General features: G+C 67.0%; 13 protein-coding genes. 7 read left to right on the forward strand and 6 right to left on the reverse strand.

Annotated features, from left to right (window positions below; translation table 11 throughout):
* Nucleotides 1-76: 76 nt before the first annotated feature.
* Entirely contained in the window at nt 77-1,915 is a 1,839-nt protein-coding gene (locus H0193_RS05300) for an AMP-dependent synthetase/ligase (RefSeq protein WP_181888888.1), read from the reverse strand.
* Nucleotides 1,916-1,968: 53 nt separating this feature from the next.
* On the opposite strand from H0193_RS05300, the gene malQ reads away from it, so the two are divergent.
* On the forward strand, nt 1,969-4,113 hold the full coding sequence (gene malQ / locus H0193_RS05305) for a 4-alpha-glucanotransferase (RefSeq protein ID WP_181888889.1): 2,145 nt from the start codon (nt 1,969-1,971) through the stop codon (nt 4,111-4,113).
* Here the strand turns inward: malQ and H0193_RS05310 are convergent.
* From H0193_RS05310 to H0193_RS05325, 4 genes are all read right to left on the reverse strand, one after another.
* Nucleotides 4,110-4,250, reverse strand: a complete 141-nt coding sequence (locus H0193_RS05310) for a hypothetical protein (RefSeq protein ID WP_181888890.1) — start codon at nt 4,248-4,250, stop codon at nt 4,110-4,112. The two genes, malQ and H0193_RS05310, sit on opposite strands and share 4 nt — an antisense overlap.
* Nucleotides 4,251-4,274: 24 nt before the next feature.
* Entirely contained in the window at nt 4,275-4,415 is a 141-nt protein-coding gene (locus H0193_RS05315) for a hypothetical protein (RefSeq protein ID WP_181888891.1), read from the reverse strand.
* Between the two features lie 23 nt (nt 4,416-4,438).
* Nucleotides 4,439-5,665, reverse strand: coding sequence for a chymotrypsin family serine protease (locus H0193_RS05320; RefSeq protein ID WP_181888892.1), 1,227 nt, complete (start codon nt 5,663-5,665; stop codon nt 4,439-4,441).
* 63 nt (nt 5,666-5,728) lie between these two features.
* Nucleotides 5,729-7,684, reverse strand: a complete 1,956-nt coding sequence (locus H0193_RS05325; protein ID WP_181888893.1) for a M3 family metallopeptidase — start codon at nt 7,682-7,684, stop codon at nt 5,729-5,731.
* Nucleotides 7,685-7,716: 32 nt separating this feature from the next.
* Between H0193_RS05325 and H0193_RS05330 the strand changes: the two genes are divergently transcribed.
* Nucleotides 7,717-8,490, forward strand: a complete 774-nt coding sequence (locus H0193_RS05330; RefSeq protein ID WP_181888894.1) for a carboxylesterase family protein — start codon at nt 7,717-7,719, stop codon at nt 8,488-8,490.
* On the opposite strand, the gene H0193_RS05335 is transcribed toward H0193_RS05330, so the two are convergent.
* The gene (locus H0193_RS05335; protein WP_181888895.1) at nt 8,487-9,083 is read right to left on the reverse strand and encodes a hypothetical protein; all 597 of its coding nucleotides are present in this window, start codon (nt 9,081-9,083) and stop codon (nt 8,487-8,489) included. The two genes, H0193_RS05330 and H0193_RS05335, sit on opposite strands and share 4 nt — an antisense overlap.
* 72 nt (nt 9,084-9,155) lie before the next feature.
* Here H0193_RS05335 and H0193_RS05340 point away from each other — a divergent pair, with 72 nt between their 5' ends.
* The 5 genes from H0193_RS05340 (at nt 9,156) to H0193_RS05360 (ending at nt 17,154) form a co-directional block, all read left to right on the forward strand.
* Entirely contained in the window at nt 9,156-11,057 is a 1,902-nt protein-coding gene (locus tag H0193_RS05340; protein ID WP_181888896.1) for an ABC transporter ATP-binding protein, read from the forward strand.
* An 11-nt stretch (nt 11,058-11,068) separates the two neighbouring features.
* Entirely contained in the window at nt 11,069-13,585 is a 2,517-nt protein-coding gene (locus H0193_RS05345) for a glycosyltransferase 87 family protein (RefSeq protein ID WP_181888897.1), read from the forward strand.
* Entirely contained in the window at nt 13,518-14,639 is a 1,122-nt protein-coding gene (locus H0193_RS05350) for a MalY/PatB family protein (protein ID WP_181888898.1), read from the forward strand. The genes H0193_RS05345 and H0193_RS05350 overlap by 68 nt, the downstream gene beginning before the upstream one ends.
* Nucleotides 14,640-14,726: 87 nt before the next feature.
* Nucleotides 14,727-16,157, forward strand: coding sequence for a branched-chain amino acid transport system II carrier protein (gene brnQ / locus H0193_RS05355; RefSeq protein ID WP_181888899.1), 1,431 nt, complete (start codon nt 14,727-14,729; stop codon nt 16,155-16,157).
* 13 nt (nt 16,158-16,170) lie between these two features.
* Complete coding sequence (locus tag H0193_RS05360; RefSeq protein WP_181888900.1) at nt 16,171-17,154, forward strand: LLM class flavin-dependent oxidoreductase; 984 nt, start codon at nt 16,171-16,173, stop codon at nt 17,152-17,154.
* Nucleotides 17,155-17,176: the final 22 nt, after the last annotated feature.

Raw genomic sequence — 17,176 nt, forward strand, 5'->3', positions numbered from 1 at the left:
TTGGAAACGCCTGTGGGAAGTGACAAATTGGCATGCTATGCCACAGCCACGCGCGTTAAAGGAAGGCGCGCCGGACTTAGCGCTGATACAGCTTGTCGATGTCCTCCTGGAACCGCTGGAACACCACGTTGCGCTTGACCTTCATCGTCGGGGTCATCTCGTCGTGCTGCTCGGACAGGTCGCGGTCCAGGATGCGGAACTTCTTGATCGCCTCGGCGCGCGAGACGGTGGCGTTGGCCAGGTTCACCGCGTCCTGGACCTCCGCGCGCAGCGCCGGGTCCTGGGCGAGCTCGGCAACTTTCTTGTTCGCCGGGATGTTGTGGTTGGCCTTCCAGCGCTTCAGTTCTTCTTCGTCCAACGTGACCAGCACGCCGACGAAGGGTTTGCCGTCGCCGACCACCAGCGCGTTGGAGATCAGCGGGTCCTGGCGGATGATCTCCTCCATCGGCCCCGGCGAGATGTTCTTGCCGCCCGCGGTGACGATCAGGTCCTTCTTGCGGCCGGTGATGGAGACGTAGCCGTCGTCGTCCACCTCGCCGAGGTCGCCGGTGTTGAACCAGCCGTCCGTGAGCGCCTCCTCGGTGGCGGCCGGGTTGCGCCAGTACTTCTCAAACACGCCGGGGCCTTTGAACTCGATCTCGCCGTCGTCGTTGATGCGCACCGAGTAGCCGTTGACCGGCCGGCCCACGGTGCCGATCGTGTTGGCATGCGCGTTGTTCACGCATGCCGCCGCGCACGTCTCGGTCAGGCCGTAGCCCTCGTAGATGGGCACGCCCATGCCGCGGAAGAAGTGCGACAAATCCGCGCTCATTGCGGACCCACCGGTGATGCCGTACCAGACGGAGCCGCCCATGGCCTCCTTGATCTTGCCGTAGACGACCTTGTCGTAGACCGCGCGCTTCGCCTTCTGCACCCGCGACGGGCCCTCAGGGGTGTCCAGCGCCTTCGAGTACTCAATCGCGGCCTTTTCAGCCTCGAGGAACATGCGCTTGCCGATGGCGGAGCCGTCCGCGGCCTTGTTGTAGGCGCCCTCGCGCACCTTCTCAAACACGCGCGGCACGCCCACGACCAGGTTCGGGCGCACGCGCTGCAGCTCCACCATCATCGTCGACGTGTCGGACCAGTGCGACTGGGTTGCGCCCGAGATCGTCCACGCCAGCGACACCGCGCGCGCCAGCACGTGTGCCAGCGGCAAAAACGTCACCATGCGCTGGCCGGGGAAAGACACCGAGCCGATCTCGTTTTCCAGCAGCGCCCAGCACTGGTACGCCCAGTTGCCGTGGGAAATCTCCACGCCCTTCGGCCGGCCGGTGGTGCCGGAGGTGTAGACGATGGAGCCGAGGGTTTCGTGGCGGATGGCGGCGACGCGTTCGTCGATAAGCGATTGCTCGACGTCGCGCCCCTCAAATTTCAGCGTCTCCACACCCGCGGCGTTGAACTCGTAGATGCGCTCGAGCTTTGATGGGGAGTCCGCGAACTTCGGCTTGCCTGTCTCGTCCAGCAGAAATGGGCTCATCAGCTGGGTGTGGTCGCGCGTTTCGGTGAACGCGATCTTTGCGCCGGAGTCCTCCAAAATCCACTGGATCTGGTGCATCGAACTCGACGGGTAGATCGGCACCGAGGCGGCGCCGGCGGCCCAGATGGCGAAGTCCACCAGCGACCACTCGTAGCGCGTCGACGACAAGATGGCCACGCGGTCCCCTGGCTCAACGCCCGCAGCGATCAGGCCTTTCGCGACCTCGTAGACCTCCTCCAAGAATTCCGCCGCCGTGACCGAGACCCACTCGTAGTTGCGCGGCCGGTCGTACAGCACCAGGTGGGGGCTCTGCTCGCAGGTGCGAATCAGCCGGCTGAGGCACGTGTCCGTGTCTGTGAGCGTGAATCCAAGTTCCGTGGTGTGCGCGTTTGAAGGCATGGTGCCCAACACTACCCCAGCGTGCTTGCCCCAGCTTTGGCACAATGCGGGGCGTGACCAACGTTGCACTGCTTCACGCCCTCGCCGAGTCCTATGGATTCGGCACGTCCTACCGCGCCTCGAACGGGCTGGTCACCGAGCCGCCCGCCGAGTCGTTTATCAAGCTGCTGCGGGCCTTGGGGCTTTCGCTTAACGACGACCCGTCGGACGAAGAGCTCCAATTCCACCTCGATGCCCGCCGCGAATTTTGGGCGACCAGGCCCATGCCGCCGTGCGTGGTGGCCACCGAGGGCGCCGAGAAACACTTCAACGTCCACGTCCACGACGGGCACTTCGCGCACTGCTGGATCCGGCTGGAGGACGGCTCCTCGCGCGACGCCTACCAGGACGAGAACTGGGCCCCGCCGTTCACCGCTGCCGACGGCGTGGTCTGGGGCGAGGCCACGTTCCACGTGCCGGGAGACCTGCCCGTCGGCTACCACGAGCTGCACTTAGAATCCGACAACTTGGACGAGGTCTGCCCGCTGATCGTGGTGCCGGCGTCCTTGTCCACCAACGCCGAGGTGGTGCGCGACCCGGTGTGGGGCGTGATGGCGCAGTTGTACTCGGTGCGCTCGCTGGACTCCTGGGGCATCGGCGACTTCCACGACCTCGGCGCGATCGCCGAAGCGGTGGCCGCGGAAGGCGCGGACTACCTGCTGATCAACCCGGTGCACGCCGCCGAACCCGTCCCGCCGATCGAGGACTCGCCGTACCTGCCCACCTCCCGCCGGTTTGTCAACCCGATCTACATCGCGGTGGAGCAGGTGCCGGAGTATGGGCTGTTGGACGAGGGGGACCGGGAGGACGTCGAGAAGCTTGCTGCGGAGTTGAAGGCGATGAACCACACCGCAGACCCCTTGGAGCGCGACCGGATTTTCGCCGCGAAGCTGGCGGCGCTGCGCACGCTGTTTTACCTTTCGGCGGCGGACGAGGCGCGCACGCGGGACTTCGAGCTGTTCTGCGAGGTTGAGGGCGAGGGGCTGCGCCAGTTCGCCGAGTGGTGCGCGGCGCAGGCAAGCGAGTCGGAACACCACGGCGCGCCGAAGCACGCGGGCGAGGACCCGCAGGAGCTGGTGCGGTTCTACATGTGGCTGCAGTTCATCGCCGACGAGCAGCGCCGCGTGGCGCAGGAGCGGGCGCTCGCGGCCGGGATGCGGCTGGGCATCATGACCGACCTGGCGGTGGGCATCCACCCCGGCGGGGCAGACGCGGCGACGTTGCACGAGGTGCTGGTGCCCGACGCCTCGGTGGGCGCACCGCCGGACCAGTACTCGCAGCAGGGCCAGGACTGGTCGCAGCCGCCGTGGAACCCGCAGCAGCTGGCGGAGGCTGGCTACGGGCCGTGGCGCGATTTGCTTCGCACGGTGCTGCGGCACTCGGGTGGAATCAGGGTGGACCACGTTTTGGGCCTGTTCCGCCTGTTCTGGCTGCCGCGCATGGACCCCCCGGCGCACGGCGCGTACATGAACTACGACTTCGAAGCCATGGTCGGCGTGCTAGTGCTGGAGGCGCAGCGCGCCGGCGCCGTGGTGGTCGGCGAAGACCTGGGCACGTTCGAGCCGTGGGTCCAGGACGTGCTTCGCGACAAGGGCATCCTCGGCACCTCCGTTTTGTGGTTCGAGTCCGTGCCGCCGGAGGCACCGCGCCCGTCGCAGCAGTACCGCAACCTCGCGCTGACCGCGGTGGGCACCCACGACCTGCCGCCCACCGCCGGGTATTTGGAGGGCGCGCACAACGCGCTGCGCCACAAGCTCGGGCTGGTGAAGGAGTCGCTGGAGGAGCTCAACGCCACGGACGCGGTGTGGATCTCGCAGGTGCTCGCCGCCGCGCAGGCGGAGGGGGCGTTCGACAACTCCACGCTCGCTGACGTGGACTTTCTCGACCGGGACTTGGGCGAGTACGACGACGTGGACGCCCTCGTCGAGGGGCTGACGCGGTTTATCGCCTCCACCCCGTCCGCGATGACGTGCACGAACCTGGTGGACATGGTGGGCGACACCCGCATTCAAAACCAGCCGGGCACCAACCGCGAGATGTATTCCAACTGGTGCATTCCGCTTTGCGACGCCTCCGGTACCCCCGTCCTCATCGAAGACCTCCCCGACGTCGCGCTGTTCACGCGCATCGCCGAAGCCAGCGCACGAAGCGAGCGCTAGAGCGCGCTGACGATCGCGGCGACGACGACGAGCGCGATGAGTACCCACATCACCTGGGTCACCCGCGACTGCGGGTACTTGCGCTGCGGCTTGGGCAGCTTCTGGTCCTGCTTTCGCAGCTCTTCCGGGTTGGCCATGGTGTGTAAGCCTAGCGCCGCGGGCTAGCGGCGGGAAAACAGGCGCGCGGTGGCCCGGGCGATGCCGTCGACAAGGCGCAGCAGCGCGTAGCCGGCCGCGGCGCACACCGGCGCGGCCGCGGCGAGGATCGCGGGGACCTGCAGCCAGGGGCTCAGGCCCATCACCCAGCCGAGCAGCGCGCTGCTCATCAGATCAGGCCCATCGCGTAGCCGATCGCCGGCACCAGCACCGCCACGGTGGCCACGACGCCGAGGGTGATCAGCAGCGCCTTGGCGATGTTGTTGTCGCGGGTCTCCTCCGCGGCGTCCTCGCTGCTTTGCTCCTGAGCCTCAGGCGTGACGACGGGCGCCTCGCTCGGCACACTCGACGGCGTCGCCGCGCCGACCGGGATCGGCTGCTGCAGCGTGGGGGCCGGGATCACCACGGTCTTTTTCGTCGGCCCAGAGATGTGGATGGTGTTGCCGGACACCGACGTCACGGCCGGCGCCGGCTCGCGGGGAGTCTGCGGCGACGCCCCTGGCGCCTCAGAGGCAGGCGCGGGCTCGCGCGTGACCTCCGCAACGGGGTTCACCACGGTGCTGCGCACCGACGTCGGCACCGCCGGCGTCGACGTCTTCTTGCTCGGCGAGGCCGGCTTTGCCGACACGCCGTAGTGGGAGCGGAGGAACGTGTCGATGGCGGAGTCGTCGTAAAGCGCGCCGCTTTGAAGCGAACTGGCGCGCTCGAAGCCCACGACCTCCTCGCCGCGCTCGTCCACAAGCGCGTTCGCCCCGGACATCACGCCGACGAGCCCGCGGCCCGGCGCGTAGACCGGCCCGCCGGAGTCGCCGTAGTCCGGCATGCCGGGGGCGTCGAAGTAGATGGTTTTCTCGATCATGCCCACGAACGGCCCACAGGTGGCGCGGTTTGTGCCGCCGTGCGAGGCGTAGCCGTGGTAGCACAGCGTCTCGCCGGGCTCGATGTCTTCGATGGGCACGTACTCGCCGCCGAAGGGGTTGGCCTCCACCTCGACGCCGTTGAACCAGTAGATCACCGCCCAGTCGTTGGCGTTGGAGGCGCCGTAGTAGGCGGCGGCCGGGTAGATCATGCCGGCAGGGGTGGTCATTTCGCGGCCCTTGCTGTCGGCGAGGTAGACCAGCGAGCCGGTTTGCCACCCGTAGTTGCCGTTGTCGGCGCAGTGTCCGGCGGTGTAGCTGCGGCGCTGCTTCGAGTCGTTGTAGCCGATGGTGCAGGCGGTGAGGTTGTCGTTGCCGAGGTTGTCCACGAACATGCGGGCACCTTGCTTGACGACGAGCCGCTCCGCCGCCGGCGCTTCCACTCCACCGACGAGACCAGAAGCTGCCAGCGCGGACGCCGCGGCGAGCGCAGCGACGCGTGCGCCCACGCGGGGGCGTCGCACTGTACCGTTCGCCATGCAGCTTTCCTTGTCTTGTCTTTTAACGGTTTCCCCGGAACTGTACAGCACGAACCCGCGGAATTACACGTCGGAGCCGGCGAGCCCGCGGCGCTGAAGCAGCGGGCGGGTGTCCTTGTCGCGGCCGCGGAAGGCGCGGTAGGCCTCGGCGTAGTCGCGCGAGGAGCCCTTGGACAGGATCGCCTCGCGGAACTTCGCGCCGGTCTCACGGTTGATGCCCTCCTCGGCAACGAGCTGGTAGCCGTCCGCGTCGAGTGCCTCGGCCCACAGGTAGGAGTAGTAGCCCGCGGAGTAGCCGCCGGCGAAGATGTGGTTGAACCAGGTGGAGCGGTAGCGCGGCTCCAGCCCTTCGACGTTCAGGCCGTACTCGCGCAGGACGTTGTCTTCGAAGGCGTCGATGTCCGACGGGATGTCGCCCGCAAGCGAGTGCCACGCAAGGTCGATCGCGCTGGCTGCGAGGTATTCGGCGGTGGTGAAGCCCTGGCCGAACTGGCGGGAGGCCTCCATCGCCTCTAACAGCGGTGCCGGGATGACCTCGCCGGTGTCCACGTGGCGGGCGTAGTTGCGGGCGATCTCGGGGGCAAACGCGTAGTTCTCGTTGATCTGGGAGGGGAACTCCACCCAGTCGCGCGGGACGTTGGTGCCGGAGTGCGACGGGTAGCGCACGTCCGAGAGCAGGCCGTGCAGGGCGTGGCCGAACTCGTGGAACAGGGTGGTCACCTCGTCGATGGTGAGCAGGTTGGAGCTGATCGACATGACGTTGACCACCACCGGCTTCGTGCCGGCGAGGTGGGACTGGTCCACAAACGAGCTCATCCAGGCGCCGCCGCGCTTCGACGGGCGGGCGTTGTAGTCCGTGAGCAGCAGCCCGATGCCGGTGCCGTCTTCCTCTTTGACCTCCCACACGTCCACGTCCTCGCGGTAGCCGGCCAAATCCTCGCGCTTCTCCACCGTGATGCCGTAGAGCAGGTTCGCGGCGTAGAAGACGCCGTCGGTGAGCACCTGCTCGAGCGGGAAGTATTTGCGCAGCTCCGCTTCGTCGATGCCGAGTTCCTCCTCGCGGCGCTTGGCCTGCCAGTACGGCCAGTCCGCCCCGCCAAGCTCCTCGCCGGCCAGTTCCCCGGCGAGTTTGCGCTCGGCCTCGGCGTTCGCGGCGGCCGCCGGCGCCAGGTCCGCGATGAGCTGGCGCGCTGCCGCGGCGGTGCCGGCGGTCTCCTCAGCGATGACGTAGTCGGCGTGTGTGTCAAAGCCGAGCAGCTTCGCGCGCTCCTGGCGCAGTGTCACCGACTCCAGCACGATGTCCGGGTTGGTGTCGCGGCCGCGGGCACGGGAGGCGTCGAAAAGCTTGTGGCGCGAGGAAGATTCCTCGAGCTCCGACTGCAGCGCCTGGGTGGTGGGCAGCTCAATCGGCACGACGTAGTGGCCGCCGTCCTCGTACGCGGCGAGCTGGTCGTCCGAAAGCCCGGCGAGCTCCTCGCGCGAAAACTCCACCGCGAGCTTCTTCGTGTCAGCGAGCAGGTTGCGGCCGAAGCGCTCCGACAACTCAGACAAACGCTGGTTGATCTCCTGCAGGCGCGACTTCCCGGCGGCGTTAAGGTCCGCGCCGCGGCGGGTGAAGCGGCGCAGCAGCTCGCTGTGAAGCCTCTGCGACTCCGCGTCCGCCGGCACCTCGACGCCCTTGATGCGCTGGTAGAGCGCGTCGTTCTGGTAAATCGAGTCCACGTGCGCGGACAGCTTCGGCACGATGCGGTCTGCCACCGCGTCGAACTCGTCGGTGGCGTCGGTGCCCTGCAGGTTGAAAAACCACGACATCACCCGGTCCAGGTCCTGCCCGGCCAGCTCGAAGGCTTCGACGGTGTTGGCCCACGTCGGCGCGTCAGCGGTGGTGATCTCGGCGATTTCCGCGGCGTGGCGCTTCAGCGCCTCTTCGAACGCGGGCTCCACGTGTTCCAGCCGGATCGCGGCGAAGTCCGGCAGGTTGTACGGCAGGGTCGAGGGGGTCAGAAGCGGGTTTGTCATGGCGGTCAGTGTATGCGGATACGATCTGCCGCATGGGCGAAACGGAGATCACATGCGCGGCCGGCACCATCGTGGGCGAGGTGCGCGGGGGCGCGAGGCTTTTCGACGCCATCCCGTTCCTGGAAATTGCGCACCCCTTCGACGACCCGGTGGCCGTAAAGCAGGGATTGCTTATCGACGCCACCACGCCGCACCCCAACGCCCTCTCCATCAGTGCCCCGCTTTGCGCTCGCTCGGGCACGGATTGCCCGGTGGTGGTGTGGCTGTCAGCGCCGGCCGAGCTCGGCGACGAATTCGTTCACGTGCACGTGCCCCACCGCGACGGCTTCGAAGGGTTTCTCCCCTTTGCCGCCGACGCCATCGGGCACTTCCGCGGCGTCGCCGACGTTCAACTCGCGCTGCGCTGGATCCAGCGCAACATCGAGGCCTTCGGCGGTGATCCCACCAACGTCACCGTCGTCGGCGCCGGCGAGGAGGCGGCCGTGGCGCTGTGGCTGTGCCGCCGCGATCACTACGCCGGCGAGTTCCGCCGCGTCTGGGCCGCGGACCCGGTGTTCCCGCGCGCGCCGTACGAGAAGCGCAAGTGGATCGTGCGTTACCTGCTGTCCGCGCCGCTGACGCGCGCCAAGCTCAACGAGTTGGCGGAGAATCGGCCTGGCAGGGTGGGGCGGAGCTACCGTCGATACGCAAAGTTCTTCGGACCTATGGGCCCGCAGCCCCACGACGCCTCCGAGCTCGCAGAGCTCGCGGTAGTGCGAGTGGAAGACGCGCTGGACCCCGGCGCGATCGCGGAATCTGCCCGCTAGTTGTTCAGGTTGCCTTTGAAGGTGACGTTGCCGATGGTGAACTCCGCGTCCCACAGGTTGCCGGTGGACACGTCGAAGGGGAACTTCGCGTTCACGGTCGCGCCCGGGCCCAGCGGGCGGTCCAGGCCCACGATGTCCACGCCGGCCTCCTCCGCGATGGGCATGAACTTCGCATCCTTCATGTCCGGGTTGGAGGTGGAGTTGACGTTGTAGCGCAGCTTCGGCTCGAGCGCGTCCGCAGGCAGCGGCGCGTCCGACTCGTTGGTGATCGCCACCACCACGACCGAGCCGCCGTTCGGCGCGTACGAGGAGCCCTGCCACTTGTAGGACAGCTCCATCGCCGGGTCCTTCACGCGTTCGCCGGTGGTTTCGTCGCTGACCAGCGGCTCCGCCTCGTTGACCTCGAAGGGCTTGCGCTGCACACCGATGCGGTCGTCGGCCTGGCCCTGCGGGGCGTCCTCGGCGGCGGTGACCTGGGTGGAGCTGATGGTGTCCTCCCCCATCTCGGCGTCCGCGCAGGCAGAAAGCGCCAAGGCGGCTGCCAGGGCGGTGGCGGCCAGGGCGGCCTTGGGGCGGCGGGTGCAGTGGGACATGTGCGCCTCTTCTTTTGTCGCGGTGGGAAGCTTTGCTGCACCACTTTACAGCCCTAGTAGGGTGTCGAAATTATGCAGTCTTTGATGCGCGTTGTCCGCAGCGCTTCCGCCCTCTGGCCTTTCTATATCGCGGTTGTGGCGGTGTCGACGCTGGTGGCTGGTTTAGGGTTGGTCACCCCGTTTCTGCTGCGGGAGGCGACTGACACGATCGTGGCCAAACTTGGCGACGCCTCCCTGCCCGACCCCACCCAAACCGTCATCTGGCTCGCCGTGGCGCTGTTCGCCGCCGAGGCCATGGCTTCGGTGCTGCGCAACGTCTCCGGCTACTTGGGCGACGTGATGGTCGCGCGGATCCGCCAGATCCTGTCCACGCGGTATTTTGCCAAGCTGCTGGCATTGCCGCAGCGCTACTACGACAACCAGGTCACCGGCACCATCATCGCCCGGCTGGACCGCTCAATCGCCAACGTCACGCAGTTCATCCAATCCTTCACCAACAACTTCCTGCCCATGCTGATGCAGGTGGTGGCGATTTTGGGCATCACCGCCTACTACTACTGGCCGCTGACGGTGCTGCTGGCGCTGCTGTTCCCGCTCTACACCTGGCTCACCGCGTTGACGTCGAAGCGCTGGCAGGTCTTTGAAAAGGAGAAAAACGCCAACATCGACGAAGGCAACGGCCGCTTCGCCGAGGTCGTGGGACAAGTGAAGGTGACCAAGTCCTACGGCGCCGAGGTGCGCGAGCTGGAGAAGTTCGGCCGCCACTACACCAACACCGTGGACATCACCCGCCCCCAGTCGCGCTGGTGGCACTCCATGGACACGCTGCGCGGCGTGGCCATGAACCTGATCTTTTTGGGGATCTACCTCATCTTGTTCACCCGCACCCTGAACGGGCACTTCACGGTCGGCGAGATGGTCATGCTCATCCAGATGGTCACCATGGCCCGCCAGCCGGTGACGATGATGAGCTGGATCGTGGATTCCGCGCAGCGCGCCATCGCCGGCTCGCGCGACTACTTCAATGTGATGGACGAGCCGGTCGAGCCGACGGCGAACCGGCAGCTCGTCGAGGCGACGAAGGCGTCGGGCATGCCGGAGGTCGTCGCAAAGCAGCAGGCTCCTTTGCAGGTGCGCGAGCCGGTGATCGCGTTCGAGGACGTCACCTTCGAGTATTTGGAGGGCGAGCCTGTGCTTCACGACGTCAACTTCGCCGCCCACGAAGGCGAAACCATCGCCCTTGTCGGCGAATCCGGCGGCGGCAAATCCACGATCGTGAACCTGCTGTTGGGCCTCTACCCCATCACCCGCGGCCGGCTGCGCGTGTGCGGCGAGGAGATCTCGGAGCTGGACGTGGAGAAGCTGCGCGCCACCACCGGCGTGGTGTTCCAGGAGGCGGCGCTGTTCTCCGGGTCCGTGTTTGAGAACATCGCCTACGGCAAGCCCGACGCGACGCTGGAAGAAGTCGTGGAGGTGGCGAAGCGGGCGAACGCGCACGAGTTCATCATGAAGTTCGCCGACGGCTACGACACCGTCATCGGCGAGCGCGGCCTGCGCCTTTCCGGCGGGCAGCGCCAGCGCGTGGCCGTGGCGCGCGCGATGCTCAAGGACGCGCCGATCCTGATCCTGGATGAGGCCACCTCCGCCCTGGACACCAAGGCCGAGCGCGCCGTGCAGGCCGGCCTGGACCAGCTGATGGAGGGCCGCACCACCATCATGATCGCGCACCGGTTGTCCACCATCGCGGGTGTGGACACAATCATCACACTTCGCGACGGCCACGTCGACGAGATCGGCTCACCTGCCGAGCTTGCCGTTTCCGGCGGCATCTACTCCGAGCTGTTGCGCCTGACCGCGTCGTCCTCCGCCGCGGACCGGGAGCGGCTCAAGGCGTTCGGGTTCCACGTCGACGGCGCCGACGACGAGGATGAGGAAAACGACGCGGACAACGCGGGCGGCGCGCTCACCCCCTAGTATGCCCATTTGTGCGAAAAGTAATCCTCTCTGTGCCGATGATGGCGGTGGCGCTCGTACTGTGCCTGCTCAGTCTGCTGTTTGGCTGGTACCAGCACAGCTACGTGCCCTTCTACAGCACGGACCGGCGCGAGGTGGAGGACTTTTTGGTCTATTACCGCGGCGCGAAGGCGTTCTGGGACAGCCCGAACGTCTACGAGTCCCTGATCAACACCGGCGCTGCGGGCGATTTGCCGTACTCGTACCCGCCGTCGTCGCTGCTGTTTTTCACCCCGCTGACGCTGTTCGGGGAGACGGTGGGCCTGATGGTGTTTTCGCTGGTGTCGCTGGCAGCCCTGTGGTGGGTGATCACGCTTACGCTGCGCAAGTGCCGCATTGAAGACGCCGGCAAGTGGGCGCTGGTGGCGCTGCCGCTCGCGTTTTGGGTCGACCCGGTCCACAACACGTTCCACCACGGCCAGGTCAACATCGTGCTCATGGCGCTGGTGCTCACGGATCTGTGGTGGGACTCGCCGAAGCGCAAGTACCTGCCCGTGGGCGTGCTCACCGGCATCGCGGCCGCGGTGAAAATGACGCCGGCGCTATTCGGGCTGTACTTCATCTTCACCCGCAACTGGAAGGCGCTTGCCGCGGCGTTTCTCACCGGCGTGATGTCGCTGGGTGTTGCGGGTGCGCTGAAACCGGAGGCGCTGGCGTACTACTTCACCACCCAAATCGGGCAGATGTCCGGCGTGCTTGGGCTGAACCGCTCGCACAACCAGTCCGCCCGCGGCCTGGTGGCCCGCTACGTGCCGGAAGCGGCGCAGACCTACTTCACCGCGATCATGTTCGCCGGCATCATCGCGCTCGCGCTGCTGGCCTTGCGACGCCTGCTGGCCGCCCGCGCCAACGAGGCGGCGGTGCTCTGCGTCGCGCTGCTGTCGCTGCTCGTCGCCCCGATCACCTGGCAGCACCACTACGTGTGGGTGGTTCCGCTGTGCATCATCATGGCGGTCGGCGGCATCCGCAACGCCAACCCGTGGCCGCCGTTTCTGGTGGCGGTGTATCTGACCATCTCCACGATCTTCATCCCGCACAAGCAGATCATGAACCCGATGTCCACCACGCCGGACGCGTACACCGTGCGTGACTTGGCGCAGTCCAGCCTGGTCGTGTGGGCGATTCTGGTGGTGTTTGTGATGTGGGTGCAGGCGCGGGGATTCGTGCTCGTCGATAGGCAAAAGCCCCTGCGGTTCACCCAGTTCGTGGCCTTCCCGCCGCTGGTGGCCTACGCGGTGCTGTGCACGTTTGCAACAGCCTGGTGGCGCAAGATGGAATCGCCGATGCTGTCGGCGTACGAAGGCATCTTTCACCCGCTGGAGCACCTGCAGATGCTGCGCGGGGCGGGCGACGGCTTCTTCGCCGAGCCAGACATTTACTCGGTGGCGTTCAGCTACCCCGACGGGCGGCAGGACTACTTCCTGCACCCGCCGGTGACCATGCTGTTTGGCAGGTTGCTCGGCGCGGGCGAGATGGGCACGTGGGAGGCGCTGCACACCATCGCGGGCACGCTGGCGGTGTGGTGGATCATCTACCTGCTGTTCAGGCGTTTCCGGTGGCCGTCGCCGGTGGCGTGCGCGACGGTGCTGCTGCCGGCGGTGCTGTGGCTGGACCCGGTGCGGTTCAACTTCTACTACGGCGAGCTGGCCATTTTCGCCGTGGCGTTCGTGGCCACGGACCTGTGGTGGACCCGCCCGGGCGAGTGGCAGCGCTGGGTGCCCAAGGGGCTGCTCACCGGCATCGCCGCCGCGTTTACCCTGCGGCCTACGGTGTTCGCGCTGTATTTCCTGTTCCGCAAGGACTACCGGGCGCTCGGCTGGATGGGCGGCGCGTTCGCGTCCCTCACCGCGCTGGGTGCGGTGGCGCGCCCAGGCATGACGGCGGCGTATTTCACCGACTACCTGTGGCACATTGGCGAGCGCTACGACCTCTCCCAGGCGCAGAACCTCACGCTGTTCGGCGCCGCCCAACGGTTTACCGGCGCAGACGGCGCGAGCGCGCTGTGGGTGCTCGCGGTGCTCGTCGTCGGCGGCGCGCTGATCTACGCCGCCCGCGTTTTTATTCAGCGCGGCGAGGCCCCGATGGGCGCGGTCAGCCTGGCGCTCGCGGCACTGACAGTCTCCTCCTGGGCCCCGCCGTACGCGTGGGCGTGGATGCTGCCGGGCGTGTTCATCATCGGCGAGTTCGCGTGGCGCCGCCGCGACGTTGCCGCGCTGCTGACCATGCTCACCTACCTGGGCCTTTCCACCGTGTTCGTGCCGCACTCGCAGTTTAAAAACATGGACACCATCGCCGGACGCGACCGGGTGCTCGGCGACTGGGTCATGTCGTCCGTGGTGTGGTGGACGCTGCTCGCCGCCGCGGTGTTCGCCGCGTGGGCGCTGACCCAACGCAGAGAAGATGATGGCTACCGTAGGCCCCATGCAATTCCCCGATCTTCACACCCTGCAAGCCCGCGGCACGAGGAAGTGGACGCAGTTCAACCCTGACGTGTTGCCGCTGTTTATCGCGGAGAGCGATTTTCCCACCGCGCCCGCTGTGAAGCAGGCGATCGTGGAAGCCGCCGAGCGCGAGATGTTCGGCTACACCCCCGCCCCGCACGCGCACCGCCTCGGCGAGGCCGTCTCCGACTTCTACGCGGGCCGCTACGGCTGGCGCCCTGACGCGGACAAAATCTTCCCGGTCGCGGACGTGGTGCGCGGCGTGATGCTGGCCATCCAGTACTTCACCGAGGGCGACGTGGTGGTCCCGGTCCCCGCCTACTTTCCGTTCCTGGATGTGGCGGAGGTTGCTGGCCGCAAGCGTGTTGACGTCAGCTCCGCCGGGGGCCTCGACCTGGCAGAAGTGGAAACCGCGTTCCAAAACGGCGCGGGCAGCATCATCGTGACCAATCCGTTCAACCCGGGCGGCTACGTGTTCACCGAATCGCAGCTCGACGAGGTCTGCGCGCTGGCCCGCAAGTACAACGCCCGGGTGATCGTGGACGAGATCCACGCCCCGCTGGTCTACGACGGCACCCACGTCTGCGCCGCGGCGAACAACCCGGACGTGTGCATCACGGTCACCGCGACGTCCAAGGCGTGGAACGTCGCGGGGCTGAAGTGCGCGCAGATGATCTTCTCCAACGACGAGGACGTGCAGACTTGGAACGCGATGTCGGGCGTGGCCAAGGACGGGGTGGGCACCCTGGGCATCGTTGCGGCGGAGGCCTGCTACGACCACGGCCGCGAGTTCTTGGACGAGGAGATCGCGCAGCTCAAGGCCAACCGAGACTGGCTGGTGGAAAACCTGCCGAAGGCGGTGCCGGGCATCGAGATCGAGGTGCCGGCCGCGACCTACCTGATGTTTTTGAACTTCAAGAACACCAAGCTTGTCGACGAAAGACCCGCCGCGTGGCTGCGCCGCCACGCGAAGGTGGCCATGAACGAGGGCGTGGACTTCGGACCCGGCGGCGAGCACCGCGCAAGGCTGAACTTCGCCACCTCGCCGGAGATCCTGGAGGAAGCGGTGCGGCGGATGGGCGGAGCCGTCGCAAAGCTTTAGCATCCCACTTCATGGAACCCTGTTCCCATCTAGCGGTCGGTTGGTCTAGACTCTAGGGAACTTCAACCCAACTAGAGAGGAACGACCATGGGTTCCACAGTGGCATCACAGCCCGAAGGCGGCTCGAAGCGCTCCACCAGCGCGATCGTCGTCACCGGGCTGGCGCTGTTTTCGATGTTCTTCGGCGCGGGCAACCTCATCTTCCCGCCCATGCTGGCCGTGGAGGCGGGCGACAACTTCTGGCCGGCGCTGTTCGGCTTCCTCACCACCGCATCGCTTTTGCCGGTGCTGGCCGTGATCGCCATTGCGCTGTCCGGCTCGAACCTCCGCGACCTGGCGCAGCGCGCCGGCTCCATCTTCGGTGTGGTCTTCCCGGTGCTGGCGTACTTGTCCATCGGCGCGTTCTACGCCCTGCCGCGCACCGGCGCCGTCTCTTTTGAAACGGCGATCACCCCGCTGTTCGGCCTCGAATCCTTTGCCTCGTCCGCCGTGTTCAACGTGGTGTTCTTCGGCATCGCGCTGGCGCTGTCCTGGAACCCCACCACCATCATGGAGAAGCTGGGCAAGTTCCTCACCCCGGCGCTTCTGGTGCTGCTGGTCGTGATGATTTCCGTGGCCGCGTTCCGCTGGAGCGCCGAACCGGCCGCGCCGAACGAGCCGTACGACGATGGCCCGCTGACCGCCGGCTTGCTCGAGGGCTACCTCACCATGGATTCCATCGCCGCGCTGGCGTTTTCCATCGTGGTCATCTCCACCCTGCGCCACCGGGGCTTCAACGAGGGCAAGGAGCTGGTCGGCGGCACCATCGCAGCGGGTGTCGGCGCAGGCATCATGCTGGGCCTGGTCTACATCGGCTTGGGCCTGATCGGCCGCGTCATGCCGAACGCCGGCGAGTTCGACAACGGTGCCGGGCTGCTCGCCGAGGCCGCCAACCTGACGATGGGCGGCGCCGGCCAGGCCGTGTTCTCCGCCATCGTGCTGCTGGCCTGCCTGACCACCGCGGTGGGCCTGATCACCGCGACCGGCGAGTACTTCTCCGAGCAGTTCCCCGGCTCCTACCACGTCTGGGCCGTCATCTTCGCCGTGACCTCCATGATCATCGCCACCCAGGGCCTCGAGTTCGTCATGACGATCGCCGCCCCGGTCATCGGCTTCCTCTACCCGCCGGCGATCACCCTGATCGCCCTGACCCTGATCGAGCCGGCCTTCCGCGCCCGCACCCGCTTCAGCTGGGCGTTCTTCCTGCCGCTGTGGACGGCCGTGGTGTGGTCCGCGATCGAGACGTTGATCTCGCTGGAGTGGGGCGCGGATGCCTTGACCCCGATTGTGCAGTGGGCGCCGATGTTCGACGCCGGGCTCGGCTGGGTCGTGCCGGTGGTCATCGCCTTCGTCATCGGCCTGGTCGTGGACTTTGTCCGCCCCAAGCCCGCCATGATCCCGGGCACGATGGAATCCGTCGAGGGCGAAGACCTCTCGGCGGAGGGCGACGCTGTCCCCGTCCTGCAAACCAGGGACTAGTACGGTGGGGCGCATGAACGCCCCACTTTCGCTCATCGATTTCTGCACCCGCTACCCCGGCGAATCCGTCGGCGAGGCGACGCAGCGCTCCGTGGCCTTCGCCCAGCAGGCGGAGGCCTTAGGTTATTCGCGCATCTGGTACGCGGAGCACCACAACATGTCCAGCATCGTCTCCTCGTCGCCGGCGGTGCTGATCAGCCACATCGGCGCGAAGACCAGCCGCATCCGCCTCGGTGCGGGCGGCGTGATGCTGCCGAACCACTCCCCGTACGTCATCGCCGAGCAGTTCGGCATGCTGGAGGAGCTCTACCCCGGCCGCATCGACCTGGGCCTGGGCCGCGCGCCCGGCACCGACCAGCAGACCCTGGGCCGGGCGCTGCGCCGCGACCCGCGCGCCGCCGAGAACTTCCCGCAGGACGTCCAGGAGCTGCAGGCGTGGCTGTCCAACACCTCGCCGCTGCCGGGCGTGACCGCCATGCCGGGCTTTAACACCAACGTGCCGCTGATCATCCTGGGCTCGTCCATGTTCGGCGCCTCGTTGGCCGCGCAGCTGGGCCTGCCGTACGCGTTCGCCTCCCACTTCGCCCCGCAGCACCTGGAGCAGGCCACCTCCTACTACCGCGAGAACTACCAGCCGTCCGAGCGCCACCCGGAGCCGTACTGTATCGCCGCGGTCAACGTCACCGCCGCCGACACCGAGGAGGACGCGAAGCGCCAGACGAAGGTGGTGCACCGCAACCGCGTGCGCGCGTTTATGGGGCGCCAGGGCAAGCAGCTTTCCGACGACCAGCTGGACACCGTGGTCAACTCGTACCAGGGCCGCCAGATCATCGACATGCTGCGCTACACCGCCGAGGGCACCGGCGAGCAGGTCGCCGAGTACTTGGAGGCGTTCCGCAAGACTGCCCAGGCCGACGAGCTGATGATCTCGCTGCAGGCCGGCAGCCACGACGAGGTGAGCCGGTCCATGGAAATCCTCGCCGAAGCCTGGGGTTAATCGGGACAGGCCTCCAACTAAT

The sequence above is a fragment of the Corynebacterium haematomassiliense genome, from assembly GCF_013978595.1.
Taxonomy (GTDB): domain Bacteria; phylum Actinomycetota; class Actinomycetes; order Mycobacteriales; family Mycobacteriaceae; genus Corynebacterium; species Corynebacterium lehmanniae.